Origin of the sequence: Actinomadura roseirufa, assembly GCF_900659635.1 — a bacterium.
GTDB classification, from domain to species: domain Bacteria; phylum Actinomycetota; class Actinomycetes; order Streptosporangiales; family Streptosporangiaceae; genus Spirillospora; species Spirillospora roseirufa.
This window is the reverse complement of sequence record NZ_CAACVB010000173.1, coordinates 1-16,550: the sequence shown is the minus strand read 5'-3', so window position 1 is coordinate 16,550 and position 16,550 is coordinate 1. Positions and strand designations below refer to the sequence as shown.

At 70.9% G+C, this 16,550-nt stretch carries 16 protein-coding genes and 1 pseudogene; 3 read left to right on the top strand and 14 right to left on the bottom strand.

The window, feature by feature from the left end; translation table 11 throughout:
• The 8 genes and pseudogenes from E1291_RS44220 to E1291_RS28745 form a co-directional block, all read right to left on the bottom strand.
• A pseudogene (locus E1291_RS44220) lies at positions 1-119 on the bottom strand (flavodoxin-dependent (E)-4-hydroxy-3-methylbut-2-enyl-diphosphate synthase); the annotation flags it as partial.
• A 14-nt stretch (positions 120-133) separates the two neighbouring features.
• Positions 134-1,123: a 4-hydroxy-3-methylbut-2-enyl diphosphate reductase gene (locus tag E1291_RS28775; RefSeq protein ID WP_131741217.1), complete on the bottom strand. Its 990-nt coding sequence runs from the start codon at positions 1,121-1,123 to the stop codon at positions 134-136.
• Positions 1,120-3,018, bottom strand: coding sequence for a 1-deoxy-D-xylulose-5-phosphate synthase (gene dxs / locus E1291_RS28770; RefSeq protein ID WP_131741216.1), 1,899 nt, complete (start codon positions 3,016-3,018; stop codon positions 1,120-1,122). Before dxs ends, E1291_RS28775 begins: the two co-directional genes overlap by 4 nt.
• Positions 3,018-3,224 (bottom strand): ferredoxin, encoded by a 207-nt coding sequence (locus E1291_RS28765; protein ID WP_131741215.1) that lies wholly within the window; start codon positions 3,222-3,224, stop codon positions 3,018-3,020. Before E1291_RS28765 ends, dxs begins: the two co-directional genes overlap by 1 nt.
• Positions 3,225-3,238: 14 nt before the next feature.
• On the bottom strand, positions 3,239-4,603 hold the full coding sequence (locus E1291_RS28760) for a cytochrome P450 (protein ID WP_131741214.1): 1,365 nt from the start codon (positions 4,601-4,603) through the stop codon (positions 3,239-3,241).
• An 84-nt stretch (positions 4,604-4,687) separates the two neighbouring features.
• On the bottom strand, positions 4,688-5,659 hold the full coding sequence (locus tag E1291_RS28755; protein WP_131741213.1) for a terpene synthase family protein: 972 nt from the start codon (positions 5,657-5,659) through the stop codon (positions 4,688-4,690).
• Positions 5,659-7,317, bottom strand: a complete 1,659-nt coding sequence (locus E1291_RS28750; RefSeq protein WP_131741212.1) for a prenyltransferase/squalene oxidase repeat-containing protein — start codon at positions 7,315-7,317, stop codon at positions 5,659-5,661. The genes E1291_RS28755 and E1291_RS28750 overlap by 1 nt, the downstream gene beginning before the upstream one ends.
• Positions 7,318-7,411: 94 nt before the next feature.
• Positions 7,412-8,482, bottom strand: a complete 1,071-nt coding sequence (locus tag E1291_RS28745; protein WP_131741211.1) for a polyprenyl synthetase family protein — start codon at positions 8,480-8,482, stop codon at positions 7,412-7,414.
• Between the two features lie 332 nt (positions 8,483-8,814).
• Here E1291_RS28745 and E1291_RS28740 point away from each other — a divergent pair, with 332 nt between their 5' ends.
• Positions 8,815-9,780, top strand: a complete 966-nt coding sequence (locus E1291_RS28740) for a bile acid:sodium symporter family protein (protein WP_131741210.1) — start codon at positions 8,815-8,817, stop codon at positions 9,778-9,780.
• Here the strand turns inward: E1291_RS28740 and E1291_RS28735 are convergent.
• Positions 9,661-10,116 carry a GNAT family N-acetyltransferase gene (locus E1291_RS28735; protein ID WP_131741209.1) on the bottom strand — a complete coding sequence of 152 codons (456 nt, stop codon included), beginning with the start codon at positions 10,114-10,116 and terminating at the stop codon, positions 9,661-9,663. The two genes, E1291_RS28740 and E1291_RS28735, sit on opposite strands and share 120 nt — an antisense overlap.
• A gap of 44 nt (positions 10,117-10,160) precedes the next feature.
• Between E1291_RS28735 and E1291_RS28730 the strand changes: the two genes are divergently transcribed.
• Entirely contained in the window at positions 10,161-10,658 is a 498-nt protein-coding gene (locus tag E1291_RS28730) for a hypothetical protein (protein WP_131741208.1), read from the top strand.
• Here the strand turns inward: E1291_RS28730 and E1291_RS28725 are convergent.
• The 5 genes from E1291_RS28725 to E1291_RS28705 all read right to left on the bottom strand — a co-directional run bounded on the left by E1291_RS28725 (position 10,574) and on the right by E1291_RS28705 (position 16,105).
• Positions 10,574-11,212, bottom strand: a complete 639-nt coding sequence (locus E1291_RS28725) for a LuxR C-terminal-related transcriptional regulator (protein ID WP_165495323.1) — start codon at positions 11,210-11,212, stop codon at positions 10,574-10,576. The two genes, E1291_RS28730 and E1291_RS28725, sit on opposite strands and share 85 nt — an antisense overlap.
• A 225-nt stretch (positions 11,213-11,437) precedes the next feature.
• Positions 11,438-12,370, bottom strand: a complete 933-nt coding sequence (locus E1291_RS28720) for a hypothetical protein (protein ID WP_131741206.1) — start codon at positions 12,368-12,370, stop codon at positions 11,438-11,440.
• Positions 12,371-12,573: 203 nt separating this feature from the next.
• Entirely contained in the window at positions 12,574-13,578 is a 1,005-nt protein-coding gene (locus E1291_RS28715; RefSeq protein WP_165495322.1) for a TauD/TfdA family dioxygenase, read from the bottom strand.
• Between the two features lie 17 nt (positions 13,579-13,595).
• Positions 13,596-14,978, bottom strand: coding sequence for a phenylacetate--CoA ligase family protein (locus tag E1291_RS28710; RefSeq protein WP_131741204.1), 1,383 nt, complete (start codon positions 14,976-14,978; stop codon positions 13,596-13,598).
• 23 nt (positions 14,979-15,001) lie between these two features.
• A complete protein-coding gene (locus E1291_RS28705) occupies positions 15,002-16,105 on the bottom strand; it encodes an acyl-CoA synthetase family protein (protein WP_165495321.1) in 1,104 nt (367 codons plus the stop codon).
• A 208-nt stretch (positions 16,106-16,313) separates the two neighbouring features.
• Between E1291_RS28705 and E1291_RS28700 the strand changes: the two genes are divergently transcribed.
• Positions 16,314-16,550: Clp protease N-terminal domain-containing protein (locus tag E1291_RS28700; RefSeq protein WP_131741203.1), on the top strand; the 237-nt coding region annotated here is incomplete at its 3' end.

Genomic DNA, 16,550 nt, shown 5'->3' with positions numbered 1-16,550 from the left:
GCGGTCAGCGTGGTGGTCATCGACTGCACCGAGACCGGGGCGTCCCCGCCCACCGGCACCGCACCGACCATGATCTGACGGGACCGGCGGCGCTCGGCGCGTGGCCGGTACGACGGCATTCCGAGAGCGATCCTCACGGTGAGTTCCTGCCTTTCGCCGGACGGGACGCCCGCTCGCCCAGCTCGCGGGGGAGGGCGAAGACCGTCTCTTCGTGTCCCGTGACGACGTCCTCGACGTCGTCGAAGCCCGCACCGGCGAGCCGGCGGAGCAGTTCTCGCACGAGCTCCTCGGGGACCGAGGCTCCCGCGGTCACGCCCACCGTCCGCACGCCGTCGAGCCAGGCGGGGTCGACCTCGTCGGCGAAGTCCACGAGACGGGCCCCGCCGGCCCCGGCCTCGACCGCCACCTCGCAGAGCCGGATCGAGTTGGAGGAGTTGCGCGACCCCACGACGATCACGAGGTCGCAGGCCGGGGCGATCTCCTTCACGGCCTGCTGACGGTTCTGGGTCGCGAAGCAGATGTCGTCACCGGGCGGGGACACGAGCCCCGGAAAGCGTTCCCTGAGCCGGGCCACGGTCTCCATGGTCTCGTCGACCGACAGAGTGGTCTGCGAGAGCCAAGCCACCCGCTCCGGATCGCGGACGGTCACGTCGTCGACGGCGGCGGGCCCGTCGACCAGCCGGACGTGGGCCGGGGCCTCGCCCATCGTGCCGACGACCTCCTCGTGGTCATGGTGGCCGATCAGCAGGATGTCGCGTCCTTCGGCGGCGAACCTGCGGGCCTCGTTGTGCACCTTCGTCACCAGCGGGCAGGTCGCGTCGACGGTCACCAACCCTCGCGCGGCGGCCTCCGCCTTGACCTGTGGCGCCACCCCGTGCGCCGAGAAGACCACGACGGCGCCCTCGGGAACCTCGTCCAGCTCCTCGACGAACACGGCCCCGAGGTTCCGCAGGGTCTCCACCACGTGCACGTTGTGGACGATCTGTTTGCGCACGTACACCGGGGCTCCGTACAGCTCGAGAGCCCTGTGCACGCTCTTCACCGCACGCTCCACGCCCGCACAAGAGCCGCGCGGGGCTGCCAGCAGTACACGCCGTCGCACAGGTTTCCCCCCACCGGTCATGAGGCCGTCATCCGGTTTCGTCCCCCCGGCGCGAGTCGCCCGAGGAAGGTGGTCAGCTCGCGCTCGAGGCCGTCGGCGGACAGGCCGATCTCGTCGAGCACCTCGTGGCGCGCCGCGTGCGGCAGGAACGCGCGGGGAATTCCGAGGACGTGGCAGGGAACGTCGATCCCGGCGTCCCGCAGCGCCGAGGCCACGGCCGCTCCGGCTCCGCCCGCTCGCAGGTTGTCCTCAACGGTCGCGACGCCCCGGTGGGACGCGGCGAGAGCGAGCAGGGCCTCGTCCACCGGCTTCACCCAGCGAGGGTCGACAACGGTGATCGCCGCTCCTCGCTCGCCGAGCCGACGCGCCACCTCCACGCAGGTCGCCGCCATCGCCCCGACGGAGACCAGGAGCAGGTCGCCGCGCCCGCCTCGCGGCGCGCTCCGGGCGAGCACGTCGACACCGCCGGTCCGGTCGAGCGCGGGAATGTCCGGCACGGCGGATCCTTTGGGGAAGCGGAGCGCGGTCGGCGCGTCGGCGACGTCCACGGCTTCGCGCAGCTGCTCGCGGAGCCGCGCCGGGTCGCGGGGCGCGGCCAGCCTCAGACCTGGGACGGCCTGGAACACCGAGAGGTCCCACATCCCGTTGTGGCTCGGTCCGTCGTCGCCGGTGATCCCGGCGCGGTCGAGCACGAAGGTGACACCGGCCCGGTGCAGCGCGACGTCCATGAGGACTTGGTCGAAGGCACGGTTCATGAAGGTGGCGTAGACGGCCACGACGGGATGCAGCCCGCCCATCGCCAGGCCGGCCGCCGAGGTGACGGCGTGCTGTTCGGCGATGCCGACGTCGAAGATCCGCTCCGGGTGGGCCTCGGCGAACCCGCCCAGCCCCACGGGGTGCAGCATCGCGGCCGTCACGGCCACCACGTCGTCGCGTTCCCGGCCGAGCGCGATCATCTCCTCGGCGAAGACCGAGGTCCAGCTGGGTGGCGGCGCGGGGGCCGGGAACGCCCGCCCGGTGGCGGGATCGATCACGCCGATGCCGTGGAAGCGATCCTTCTCATCGTTCTCGGCGTGCCGGTACCCCTGCCCCTTCCGGGTCACGCAGTGCACGATCACGGGACCGCCGAAGTCCCGGGCGGCGTGGAGCGCGGCCTCGGTCGCGGCGATGTCGTGCCCGTCGACGGGACCGATGTACTTGAGCCCCAGGTCCTCGAACATGGCCTGGGGCATGATCAGGTCCTTGAGCCCCTTCTTGAAGCTGTGCAGGAGCGGATAGGCCGGCGTTCCCCCGAACAGCTTCCTGCCCCGGCGGAGGAGGTCCTCGTACCCGCGGCTCGCTCGGAGCGCGGTGAGATGCGCGGCGAGCCCGCCGATGGTCGGCGCGTAGGATCGGGCGTTGTCGTTGATCACAATGATCACGGGACGGTCGGGCACCGCGGCGATGTTGTTCAGTGCCTCCCACGCCATCCCGCCGGTCAGCGCGCCGTCCCCGATGACCGCGACGACGGGGCGGCCGGTCACGCCCCTGAGGCGGTGCGCCTTGGTCAGGCCGTCGGCGTAGGAGATCACCGTGGACGCGTGCGAGTTCTCGATGTGGTCATGCTCGGACTCTTCGCGGTTCGGGTAGCCCGACAAGCCGCCCTTCTTGCGCAGCCGGGAGAAGTCCTGGCGTCCGGTGATCAGTTTGTGCACGTAGGCCTGGTGGCCGGTGTCCCAGAGGATCGGCTCGGCCGGGGAGCGGAAGACCCGGTGCAAGGCGAAGGTCAGCTCGATCACCCCGAGGTTCGGTCCGAGATGGCCTCCGGTGCGTGTGACCGTCTCCACGAGGAAGGCCCTCGTCTCGGCGGCCAGCCGGTCCAGCTCGGCATGGGTCATCCGCCGGAGGTCGGCGGGGCCGCGTATCCCGTCGAGCATCAGTCCCCCCGGCCGATCGTCTCGACGCCGATCGCTTCCACGGGGCATCTGGCCGCGGCCTCGCGGACCACGTCGCCGACGGCGGGGTCCGGCCGTTCCTCCCTGAGGGTGACCACACCTTCATCGTCCTGGTCGAACACCTCGGGAGCGCTGAGTACGCACTGTCCGGCGCCGATGCACCGGACGGGGTCGATGGTGACTCGCATCAGGGCGGCTCCTCTCATCGCGTTCGGCGCCGCACCGTCATCCGCAGATCGGCCGGCACCAGGGTCACGGTGCCGACCGGCCGGACCCTTTCGCCCGGTACCGGACGCAGCTGCCAGCGGCCGGCGATCAGAGCGAGGACGGTCATGGCCTCGGCATAGGCGAACCCCTCTCCCACGCACCGGTGCGCCCCTTCGCCGAAGGGGAGGTAGGCGTCCGGAGTGACGTCGGCGGAACGGTTCGGCAACCAGCGATCGGGGTCGAAATGGTCGGGACGGGGGAACAGGCGGGGGTCACGGTGCTGGGAGAAGAAGGAGTAGAGCATCGTGGTGCCCTTGGGGATGCGATAGCCCCCCAGTTCGGCCTCCTCCACCGCCGTCCGTGACAGAAAGTAGGTCGGCGGGTAGAGCCGCAGCGTCTCCTTGATGATCCTCCTGGTGAGATCGAGTGCTCCGAGCTCGTGGTGCTCCGGTGCCCTTCCGCCGAGGACGGCGTCCACCTCGTCCTGCAGCCGGCGCTGCACCGAAGGATGGCGGCCCAGCTCGTGGCAGGCCCAGCTCAGCGTGAGAGCGGTGGTCTCGGCGGAGGACAGCAGGATGCTGATGATCTCGTCGCGCAGCTGTCGGTCGGTCATCGCGCGACCGGTCTCGTCGTCGCGCGCGGCCATCAGCATCGACAGCAGGTCGTCACGGTCCCGCTCGGTCGCCCGGTACGTGCCGATGATGCCGTCGATCATGCCGTGCAGCTCGTCCATCATCGTGGCGAAACGGCGGTTACCGGGGGTGGGCAGCCGTTCCAGGAGGCCGGTGGGATCCATGGCCCGCAGACTGACCCGGCGGGTGAGGACCGGCAGGGCGCGTTCGACCGTCGCGACCGCCGGGGTGGCCAGCTCCGCCGAGAACAGCGCCTTGGTGCCGACCCTGGTCGCCAGGCCGACGAACTCCGGCTTCAGCTCCATGGGCCGGTCCTGCGGCCAGCCCTCAATGCGCTGGACGGCGATCTCGCGCATCACCTGGGCGTAGACCTCGACCCGCTTGCGGTTGAACGCGGGCAGCACGAGCCGGCGCTGCCGCCGGTGCTCGGGGCCCGAGGCCGTGATGATCCCATTCCCGGCCACGGCGCGGGCCTTCTGGAAGTGGATGCCGCGGGGGAAGCGGGCGGCGTCCTGCACCAGCATCTGGCGCAGCAGCGTGTGCTCGTTCACCAGGTAGGCCGCCGTGGGCCCGATCCGCAGTTCGACGATCGGCCCGTAGGCACGGGCCTGCCTGAGGAACTCCAGGCGCCGCCGGACGAGCGAGACGCCGTGGCCGAGCAGCGGCAGTGCGCCCGGGACGAGGGGCGGGGACTGCGCGGCGGGTCGGGGATCGAGGATCGTGGACACCTGTGCCTGCCTTTCGTGTCGTGGAGAAGTCCCGGGCGAAGCGGGACCGAGCCCGGGGACGGAGCCGGACGAGGTGCGGGGGCATCAGGGGTGGACGAAGCCGGTCGCGTCGGACCGGTAGCGCTCCGAGCGGGCCGGCCAGCGGACGGCGGCCGACATGAACGCCTCGTAGTGCTCGAAGTAGCGGCGCGTGCGCTCATCCGGTTCGATCCCGTAGCGGGAAAGACGATCGCGTACGTCGGTGAAGGTCCGCAGAGCGCGGGCGCAGAGCCGGAGAGCGTGGCTCCAGGCACGATCCTCGTCCCAGCCGAACTCATGCCGCAGTACGGGGATCACATTCTGGGCCAGGCCGTTCTCTCGCTCTGCCTCGTAGGAGTAGAGGTCGTTCGCGATGCAGGCATAGTCCGCGACCGCCGCGTCCACGAGACGCACGCATGGATGGGTGCGCACCCGTTCGGGCAGGCTGAGGCGGCAGACGAAGTAGTCGAGCTCCAACTGGACGGTCATCGTGCTGAAGTACCTGCGCATCCGCAGGTACGTGGTGAGGTCCGCGACGCGGCCCCGGCTGCGAAGGTCGAGCTCCCACAGCGTCCCGGCCAGGTACCGGCCGATCTCCTGACGCAGGCGGGTGTCCTCCCAGCCGGGGGCGAGGTCCGTGATGTCCGACAGGAGGCGTGCGAGCAGCCGGACCAGCGGATCATCGGTGGCGGTGGCGGGCCGGCCCTTCAGAACCCGCTCCACGGCCCGGTGCTGGTCGAGCACGGGCGGCAGCCAGTCCCCTTCGAGACTGCGCAGGTCGCTCCAGGCGTCGTCGAACAGCACGAGGAAGGCGATCCACAGGGCCGCGACGCGCAGCCGTCCGATGTCGGCGTCCGGATAGGTCAGGGCGGCCGCCTCACCCAGCGCCATCCCGTGCAGGACCATGGTCTCGGCGCGCCCCCGTATCCCGACCTCGGCGGCGACCTCCCGGACGTAGGCCGCCGCGTCCTCGCCGTGCGGACTGGAGCGATCGGGGAAGGGGCAGGGAATGAGGAGTTCGCCGGTCCGGGGGTGCATCAGTGGCCTCCGTCGGGCAGCCCGCGGGCGTTGAGGACGTGGAGCGCGGCGATTCGGCTCGCGCGGACGATGCGTACCGGCACGTAGACGTCCTTGCCGATCCAGAGCGGTGTGCTGTCCTCGGTGACGTCGCCGTCACTGAGCGTGCGCGCCGCGCGCGAGAGGGCCCCTCGGACCGTGGCGGCACGGGGGGTCTCGCGGTCGAGCCGCAACGTCAGCACCGCGTACGCGGTCTCCTCGACCGTCCCGTCCCCATGGCCCCATCGGCCGCCGGGCAGCTCGGTGCCGAGGATCCAGCCCACCGCCCGTTCCACTGCGGGGCGCGCGCCCTCGCCTCCGTAGGCGGTGAGGGCCTGCGCGCAGCAGGCGGTCGCGTAGTACGGCGAGCCGTTCCACTTGTCGTCCCAGCGGCCGTCGGGGCTCTGCGATTCCAGCAGCCAGTCCACCGCCCCGTTCAGTGCCGGACGGTACCGGCCGTCCTCTCCGGGCCGCAGGGACAGCCAGGCGCCCAGTGCCTCGATCGCGTGGGCGTTCGCCGTGGGCGACGCGGTGCGCTCGTCGTGATACGTGCAGAAGTGGCCGCCGTCGTAATAGCGGAGGAGGCTGTCGGGCCGGCGTTCACGCCCGTGCAGGGCCAGCGCGTAAAGCGCGGACGCCGTGTCGTCGGTGTCCGGCGGCAGGCCGTGCCCGGCGGCCATCCCGTCCTCGCCCAGAGCGGCGTCGAGCGCGTCGAGCATCGCGGCGGGAGCGGTGTGCGGCACGCCGTGCGCCGCCAGAGTGCCGAGCACCCAGGCCCGCTCGAAGTTGGGCATCGGCGCCCCGAGGGGCAGCAGTCCGCTCCGGTGCTCCTGCAAGTCGTTGAGGAAGCGCCCGGCGTCCCGCGCCGCGGGTGTCCGCGGCCACGGCGCCGTCCCGGGGACGCCCGGGGCGGCCGGACCGCCCGGACGCCCGCCCAGCCAGGCGGCGGTCGCCGCTGGCGAGCAGCCCACCGAGCCTTCGATCGGCCGCGCCTCGGCGGCGCACGACCACCCCGGCGCGAGGAACTCCCAGGCGTGCCAAGCCTTCGGCGGCAGGGCGCGCCTGGACACGGTCGCCTCGCGCAGCGTCGCCAGCAGTTCCGCGTCGGTGCCCGCGGGGGAGCGAAGCGTCGCAGGCCCGAGATCGGGCAGGCCGGACGGCGGGTCCGCGACATGCCCGGCCAGGTGCCCGTTGATCATCTCGACGAGGGCCGGCACGACGATCTCGATGGCCACGGTGTCCGGTAGCGCCGTGGCCTCGGGATGCCGGAGGCCGGGGTCCAGCCACCTCCGCAGGGTCGCCAGCCCCTTCACCGCCGCCGTGACGACGGGCTCGAAGGGGACTTCGGCGTCGGGTCCGTGCCGCCTTGTGCAGACGGTCAGCAGTGCCTCCACGGCACTCAGGGTCGGAACCAGTCGGAAGCCGGTCACACCCCAGCCTCCGTCGTGCGCCTGCCGCTCGCAGAGATGGCGGATCCGCCGGCCGTGCCCCGCGAGCCAGGGGGCGACGGTGACCACCCGCGCGTTCTCGTAGGGTGACGGACTGATCTGCGCCCAGCCGTCCGCCGCCGAATCGGCCAGCAGGCCGTCCGCCTCGGTTTCCGGCGAGAGCCTCGGCCCGGTGAGCGACGGGTGGTTCATGGTGCTCCTCGTGGTCGGTGAACACGGTCGGGTGAACGCGCGCTTACGGGCCTCACATACGGGCCGCGGAAGGCCGGAGAAGGGACGAGCGGGGTCACGAGGTCCGGGTGACGGCCGCCCGGGCGATCCGCCGGAGCGCGGCCCGGCCGGTTTCGGTGAACGGAGCCTCGGCCAGCGCGGCGAGGCCGGCTCGCTCACGCTCCCGGATCATGTCCTCGACGGCCGCGGCGGCGCCCGTGGAGACGAGGACGTCGCGCACGGCCCGGGCGCCCGCCTCGTCCAGACTCGGATCGCCGACCAGCCGCAGGAGAACCTCGCGCTGGGCGGGGTCCGCCCGACCGCGGGCGAGGGCGAGCAACGTGGTGCCTTTGCCGTCGCGCAGGTCGTCCAACCGTGACTTGCCGGTCACCGTGGGATCGCCGAAGATTCCGAGCAGGTCGTCGCGGAGCTGGAACGCTTCGCCGATCGGCACCGCGAAGCGGGAGCAGGCCGCAAGGGTGCCGCTGTCCGCGCCCGCCAACATCGCGCCGATCTGCAGGGGCCGCTCGACGGTGTACTTCGCGCTCTTGTAGTGGAGGACGGTGAGCCCCGTCTCAACGTCGGCGTCCTCGTCGCGGGTCGCCAGCAGATCGAGGTACTGGCCGAGCATCAGTTCCGTGCGCATGGCGTCGAGCAGCGGCCGCAGCGCATGCAGCAGTGCGGGTTCGGTCCCGCTGGCGTGCATCAGCTCGTCCGACCAGACCAGCGCCAGGTCGCCCACGAGAATGGCGGCGTCGTCGCCGACGGCCCGGCGCGCCGTGGGGCGGCCCCGCCGGGTGTCGGAACCGTCGATCACGTCGTCGTGGATGAGCGCGAACATGTGGAACAGTTCGAGCGCCGCCGCCGCCCGGACCACCGGCCCGCGCTCGCCGGTTCCGCCGGCCGCGTGCCAGCCGCACAGGCACAGCAGCGGCCGCAGCCGCTTGCCGCCCGCGGCGACCAGGGCGGACAGCAGGTCGATCACCGGGCCGAGAGGTGCGCCGGCGCCTCCGGTCAGCGACCGCCGTTTCGCATCGAGGAATTCGCGCAGCGCGAGATCCACCGCATGCCGTGCCTCGATGAGGTCGAGTACCGGGGACGTCGCCGGGGCCACGCGCCCGTCCAGTGCCGTCGCTTCTTCGATCATGGTTCCTCACCTTCCGGCGGACCGCCGGAACCGCTTCGAGATAATGCCGGGAACCGGAATTGGTGGCACCAAAATAAGTGGGCAGGAGACGGCCCGGCAACACTGCTCATATTGACAGGGTTGCCGCAGATGTGCATTTCCTGGAACGGACGAGCACATCGTCGTCAACATTCCGCGAGGGTCCAGGATGAGAGCTCGAATTTTATTGGCTCGCCGATTGCCTTGCGGCTGAACTGATGCGACCATCCGCGTCAGAACAGGGCATCACTCGGGAGGTAACACGTGCATCTCTTCATGGGGTGTGGAACGCTCGTCCGGTGGGGCGTCGAAGAATGAGCACTCATCCATTGCTCGCGGCGCTGCTGCCCGTGGTCGTCGGCGTCCTGATGCTGGGCTTGGGCCTGGCGCTCACGCCCGCCGATTTCGCTCGTGCGGCGCGATCCCCCCGTGCCGTGGCCGTCGCGCTCTGCTGTCAGCTCCTGTTGTTGCCGGCCGTCTGCCTGGCGCTGGTGACCATGCTCGATCTCGCGCCTGTCCTCGCCACCGGGATGATGCTGCTGGCCGCCACTCCCGGCGGCACCACCGCAGGGCTGTTCAGCCATCTGGCGAAGGGCGACGTGGCCCTGAACCTCGCGCTCACCGCGCTGAACTCGGTGCTGGCGCCGGTCACCCTGCCGGTAGTGGTCGGGTTCTCGGCCGGGCACTTCCTCGGCGACGGTGCGCGTGAGGTGCGGGTGGGCTTCGGAGAGCTCGTCGGCCTGTGGCTCCTGATCGTGATCCCGGTCGTGGCCGGTATGGCGGTGCGGGGCCGGTGGGCGAAGGCGGCCGACCGCGTGGACCGGCCCGTCAAGGTGCTCGCGACGGGATTCCTCGTGGTCCTCGCCGTGGCGACCGTGCTGACCGAGCGCGACGACGTCCTGGACGATCTGGCCGACGCCGGTCCGGCCGCCGTGCTCTTCTGCGTGATCAGCCTGGCCACCGGGTACGCCGTTCCCCGGCTCGCCGGAGTGTCCGGCGCGCAGGCCGTCGCCACCGCGATGGACATCGGGGTGCACAACAGCGGGCTCGCCGTTGCGATCGCGCTGAGCCTCGGGACGGCCGACGACTCCCGTCTCGCCGTTCCGGGCGTGGCCTACGCGATCGTCACCATCCCGTGCGCCGCCCTCGCGGTCCTCCTGCTAAGGCGCGAGGACGGCGGGACGGACCATGGCGATGTGCGGTATGCCGTCCTCAAGGAAGGGCGAGCCCTCGGTCGTGAAGCCCCGGCGCAGGTAAAGCCCCGTAGCGGTGATCTGTGAGTGCAGCCGCACGGCCCGGGCGGGGCCGACCAGTGTCAGTGCGGCGTCCACGAGCCGTCCGGCGAGGCCGGCGCCCCGCGACCGCGCGGAGGTGACCACGCGGCCGATGCGCGCGCCGTCCGAGTCGTGGAGCACGCGCAGGTACGCCAGCGGCGGCTCGCCGGGAGAGGCCAGCCAAAGATGCTCGGTCGCCGGCTCCAGATCTCTGCCGTCCAGTTCTGGATATGGGCAACGCTGTTCGACGACGAAGACGTCCACGCGGAGCCGCAGCAACGCGTAGAGAGTGGCGGCATCGAGCTGACTGAACGAGGCGGAATGCAATTTTACATCGGCCATGCGGGAACGCTAGCGCACCGGGAACGTGCATGGGAGAGGGTTCTGTGGAATCGGTTGAGCTGAGAGCGGCGAACTGCTTTCTCGACGCCATTGAGCGGAGGGACTTCTCTATGGGATGCGCCATGCTGGCCGCAGGATGCACGATCTGGAACTCCGTCGAGCGGATCGACCGGCCGGCGCGGGGGGTCTTCGACGGAACCGGGCCGATGTGGTCGGCGCTGAGGAAGTTGCGCTATACGGACCGCAGATTCCGGGATGGCCGGGGACGTCTCGTCGTCGACTATGTCTCACTGGCGGTCACGTCGCGGGGAAGCACCGTCGCGACACCGGTGACCGTGTTCCTGACGTTCACCGCGGACGGATTGATCGAGAGAATCGAGGAACAGTTCGAGGAGGCGGGACTGGCACGCTTGCAGGAGGCGTTGAGCGGAGCGCTCACGTCCGGGGCGGAGTCGTCTCACACGAGCGAGACGGCCGCCGGGTCGACGTCGGGCAGGTCGTCGGAGACGGGAGGCCGATCGCTCTCCGAACCCGGCGAGTAGTACCCGGAACGGTAGGCGAGGGCGATCGCCTCGCCCCGGCTGCGCAGCTCCAGCTTGCGCAGCATCCGGGAGACGTACGCGCGCACCGTGGCGGAGGCGACCGACATCTCCTCGGCGATCTCCTCGGTCGACTGTCCGGCCGCGAGGCGGTAGAGCGTCTCCCGTTCACGTGGGAGCAGACGCCGATTGATCTCCGCGGTGGTCCGGCCGTCCGGCCGTCGCCCGAAACGGTCGCCCAGATACCCGATCAGCTGTCTGACCAGCGGTGGCGACACGAAGGTGCCGCCGGCCTCGGCCGAGTCGAGCGCGAGCCGCAGCTCACTTCCGAGCCGATCCTTCAGCAGGTAGCCGCTGACGCCCGCCGCCATGCCCCGCCACACCGCGGAGCCTCCCGCGGTGACCGCGATGAGGATGACGGCGACATCGGACTCGCTGATGAGGCGGGAGAGGAGGTTCGGATGCTCGATGTCGACCTCCAGGGACAGCACCACGACGTCGGGGTCAGTGCGGATGACCACATCGAAGACCTGGGACGGGGCCGCGACCTCGTTCATCACGTCATGACCGCGGCATTCATCTACGATTCTCCGCACCCAGCGGCGGCTGGCGGCATCTGGGTCTGCGACGAGAATCCTCATGATGTTCTCTCTCCCGCTCCAGAATCAGGTGATCATGAACATATTCACTCCTGCCATCGGTGCCGACAAGAGCCGGCCGGCGATGGCGGGCGGGCGCTCGGACCCCGTGTTCGGACGCCGAACGGTGATGAGACGCCCGGCTCACCGAGCCGGGCGAGCCGGGACGATCGCGAGGTCGCCGGGCACGGCGCGGACCGCATGCCCCGAGGTGTCGGGGTGGACGTCGTAGGACACCGGCGGGCCGGCGTCCGCCCAGACGGCGCCGACGATCGTCCCGTTCCGGCCGCGATGCGGCCCGGTGAGGAACCGCGCCCGAGTGGCGGGCGCATGCCCATCGTCGGCGATGACCAGCAGCGCGTCGAGCGTGTGGCGCGCGCCCGGCAGCGCGAGGCCGGGCTTGGCGTCGACGTCGCCGAGGCGGTCGTACGGGGTCGTCCCGGTGCGGTAGGCGGCGGCCAGCCGGGCCGACTCCTCTCGAATCCGCCAGTTCGGATGCTCGGCCCCGGCGGCGAGCATGGCCTCGATGCGCCCGAGGAGGGCGTCCCGCCCGCAGTCCAGGAGCCGCCGCGCCGCGCGGTCGAGCTCGCCGCACGCCGTGTCGACCGCGGTCTCCTCGCCCAGCTCGGCCACCCACGCCAGGTCGCCGGCCGTCGGGACGGCCTCCGGCCGCTCACGCGCCACCACGGCGTACAGGAGGGCGAGCACGTCGGGGCGGCCGGTGCCGTGGTAGAGCGGTCCAACTCTGGTCCCGGGTTCTCCGCGCGTCGGCGGGAACCGGTCGGCCAGATGGCGTCCGCGGCCGAAAGGAAGGTCGGCGGCGAGCCGGGCGTCGAGCACACGCTCGGTGTACGCCCGCCGCTCGCGCCCCTCCACCAGCCGGTGCCGGTGGATGTCGGAACTGGGCGGGTAGACGGTACGGCCGTAGCCGGCCGGAACATCGCCTTCGCCGGCCTGAGGGGAGGCGAGCCAGCGCGCTGCGACTGAGTAGGGAAGGTTGTTCTCGGCGGCCAGGGCCCGTACGGCCCGTTTGCGAGCACGGCCGCCGACTGGTCGGCGGCGCTGCGATTCGCTCATCGCATCCTCCGGCGGTACCCCACGCGTCCGCCAGCGTGATGTCGGCTCTGCACTGCCGTGACGCGGACTGCCGTGCACTGAGTCGGGGACTCTTGGCCTCGTCGTACGGACCGGCGTGGGCGGGCGTACGGGCACGGGCAGGTGCTCTGCCTGCCGACAGTCTACCCATGCGGCATCGATGTTCAATAGATCATGGTGGTGCCTCACGGCACGGTGACCTCCGGGAACGGCAGCGGTCCGCATCGATAGACACTTCCCTGCTCGACCTCGCCCAGCAGGGGCCGTACGGTCTCGACCACGAACATCCGCTGGAGCCAGCGGTCGGAGCCGTCGTAGCGGGGGGTGAACGCGGCCCTGCCGTGCACGGCCGCGGAGTTGTCGATGATCGCGAGTTCGCCTGGGCGCAGCACCGACTCGCGTCGCACCCGCTGTAACGCGCGGCCGAGCGAGGCCAGTGCCCGTGCCGCCGGCTCGTCGCACGGGCGCGTGTCGTCGAAGTCGACGCACATCCGCGGGAACTCGGCGGTTCCGGTGATGATGGGCGCCGGCTTCGTGTAGGGCCGCCGGGCGCGTCCGCGGCAGAACGACGGCGCCAGCCGGGTCTGGAACCGTGGTTCCCGAAGGACGGCGACGTCGGCCGCCGAGAGCACCGGGTACGCCTGTGAGATGGACGCGGTGATCGAGGCGGCGCGGCGTTCGTGGTCCCCGCGCAGGCACAGCAGGCCGACGAAGTCGGGACGGCGGGTGTGGAAGGCGTTCTCGGTGTGCAGCTTGAAGTACACCGCGCCGGTGTTCTCCTGACGCTCCTCCTCGCCCGGGATCGGGCAGATGTCCTGGACGAGCGCCCCGCGCTTCTCCTCGGCGTACGCGATGGGATCGCCGAGCCGTGACATCAGGAGCAGCAGCGCGGCGACCGACGGCGTGCAGCCGCGCGCCGCCGACTCCGGCCGGCTCGGCGTCGGGGGCAGGTCGCGGGTGATCGGGATGTTCCGTACCGCCAGCACGCCGTGCTCGTTGCCGAATCGCCGGAAGTCGGCGAGCGCTCCGAGCAGCCCCTCGGGAAGGAGGCCGCCGCGAACGTGCGCGGCCCGGATGATCGCCGTCTCGTCCGCGCCCTCGGCGGCGTGGCGCAGCCGTGCCATCACCGCGCCGGCTCGCTCCGCCTCCGCCGGGCTCAGCTCGTAGCCGAGCGGCGCCGCTCGGCGCATCGTTCCACCCTTCACAGTCATCTCCCGCGAGCGTCATATGGGATGATCAGGCGGTACTTGCCTCCGGCGGACCGCTGCGGCGGATCGGACGCGCGCTCCACCGTGACGCGGTTCAGCCCGTGGGCGGCCAGGAAGCGCGAGATCTCGTCACGGATGACCGGCCAGACCGCGTCGGCCTCGGCGTTGTAGGCCGCCTGGACGCGCACTTTCAGCGATGTCCGGCCGGTCTGCACCACCTGTGCCAGTTCCAGCCCCGGCGCGCGGTCCACCACGCCGGCCAGTGCCACGGGCGCGACCGTCACCGGCGCGCCGTGCTCGTCGTCAAAGGAGAGGGCGTCGCCGGCCCGCCCCTGCACGCGGATGGCCTGGAAAGGGTCGCCGCAGGGGCACCGATCCGGACGGGCGAGCACCGAGTCGCCGAGGTCGTACCGCAGGATCGGCTGGACGCGGTTGGCGAGGTTGGTCACCAGGACGGTGTGGGATCGCTCGCCCGGCGCGGTCGGCCGGTGCTCGGCGTCCACGGGTTCGACGATCACCCAGTCGGCGTTGACATGCAGCCAGCCTTCGGCGCAGCCGATGGCGGTGGACATGAACTCACAGGCGCCGTATCCGTTGCCGATCCGCGCTCCGAACACCGCGGAGATCCGGTCGTAGGCCGCGCCGGACAGCCCTTCGGCGGCCAGCACGACCAGCCGGGGGGAGATCTGCAGCCGGCCCGCCTCCTGCTCGCCCGCAAGCAGGGAGATCTGCCCGGCGTAGCCGACGAGGATGTTCGGCTGATACCGGTTGAGCCGCTCGACGAGCTCCGGCATCGGCGAGAACACCGAGAGGACCTTCAGCGCGCGCCCGTCCGGCAGGCCCCCTCGGCGGGACGCCGGCAGCACGGTGGACGAGCCGAAGTGCCCCCCGGTCGCCAGCACCCAGGCCACCCGGCCTCCCCCTCGGGCGACGGCCAGGGCGTCGGCGGGGGTGAGCCAGCCTCCGAACGCCCGCAGCGCGAGCGCGCTGGTCACGGCCCGGCTCAGCCGGTCGTACACGAAGATCCCGCGCACGCCCGTGGTGCCCGAGGTCGTGCCGATCCGGTACCTGCCGAGGAACGGCGTCCCCACCAGGGAGGGGTCGTCGATGAACGCGCGGGCCCGCGCCAGCGTCACGTCCGGGTCGGTGACCCAGTCGTCGAACCGGGGCATCAGCCGACGTTTGTCCGTGACCGGCAGCTCGACGATATCGTCCACCCTTTCGGGAAGCTCGCGATAGAATTCCCGGTAGTATCGGGAATGCGTGCGAGCGTGGGTCACGATCCTGGTGAGCCGTTCGGATCGGCGGCCGGCCAGTTCGCCCGGCCCGGCCCTCTTCGCCCGGCGCATTTCCCACAGCAGCCGGAGAATGTTCTCGCTCATTTCGTCTCCCCTGGACCGCCGCCTCAATAGACGCCCTCGATGACGGCTTTCCCGGAGAACTCCTCGATCGGATGAACGTCGGCGATCGCATCGCCGTCACGGCCCGACACATGGGGTACCCGTATCGCGGAATCGCGTTCGAGGTTGTTCGGCAGGAACATTCCCCTGCTGAGGTGGTGCTGCAGAACCTGCCCACGCTCGCCGTACGGGACGCTCTCGCCGGTCGCCGGATCGATCACCGAGAAGACGGTGAACGGAGAGGGCGGGTCGAAGACCGCCGGTGATCCGGGTTCAGCACCGGCCCGCTCCACCACGCCACCGATGATCATCGTACTCGCGTATCCGCCGACCAGCGTGACGTCCGGGAACACCTCCCGCTGGAAATGATCACGAGTGGCGGTGTCCATCTTGGTGCCGCCCCATCCGATGATCTGAGTGCGCTCGTTCACCAGCTCGGCCAGTCCCTTCCGGTGGCATAGGGCCTCGAGCAGCGGGGGAGTGCTGTAAAGGACGGCGATGTCCTGGCTGCGCAGGATCCATTCGGCCTGGTCGACCACATGCTCGACGTAGAGCGCGACCTCCTCGAGCGCACCGCGCGCGATGCACCGCTTCACCCAGCGCGGGTCGAGGTCGAGCAGGAAGCAGACGGCGCCGAACCGCCCGGCGGTCTCCCTGATCAGCGTGCCGGCCATGTGCGGATCGGTCGGCCCCATGCACAGCCACCCGCCCGGCCGGATCGGACCGTGCGCCGCCAGCCCGGCCGCGTGCCAGTCGGTCGCCCGCCGCAGGACGTCCGGCGTCCAGACGACCCGCTTGGGCGGCCCGGTCGTGCCGCCGCTCTCCCCGACCAGAGGCAGCCCCTCGCCGCCCCCGTAGCCCCGGGGGATCAGGTCCTCGACCCGGACGTCACGCAGTTCGTCGACGATGTTGGGAAACCGCCGCAGATCCGCGACGGTGCGCACGTCCTTGCGCGGATCGAAGGCGAGGCCATCCGCCCGGTCCAGCCAGAACGCGCTGCCGGTCGCCGCGGAGAAATGCCAGTCCATGGCCGCTGAAATGAGTTCGCCGCTATCCGGCGGATTGTTCCAGGGGGCGTCCAGCGGGTCGATCGGGGAATCAGAAGCCAATGTCTTGGCACCTCTTCTCGGGAATTCTGTGCCACTCTTGATGGCTCAAAATTACCCGGATGCCGACAAACGTCACAAGACCTCTGACGTACACACTGCTGCAGCGAATATGCAGGGGCGGACGCCTCGAGTCGCACTATGCGCAGATCATCACGCGCATGGACGTGGCAGTCCACTGACATGGACGGGGCGTGCAACGTTTGTTGACATGCCGGAGGCGATATTTTCGCTCGCGGCGTACTGGGGCGATTTCAGGGCGGAAGGAATGTTGGATGGGGGTAGCACTCCTGGCTGGGGAATGGCTTCCGGGGCCGAAGCCTTCGCAGGAGCGGACGTGAGGAGCGAGGAGATGTTCGAGAGGTTCACCGACCGCGCGCGGCGGGTTGTCGTTCTGGCTCAGGAAGAGGCCAGGATGCTCAACCACAACTACATCGGCACCGAGCAC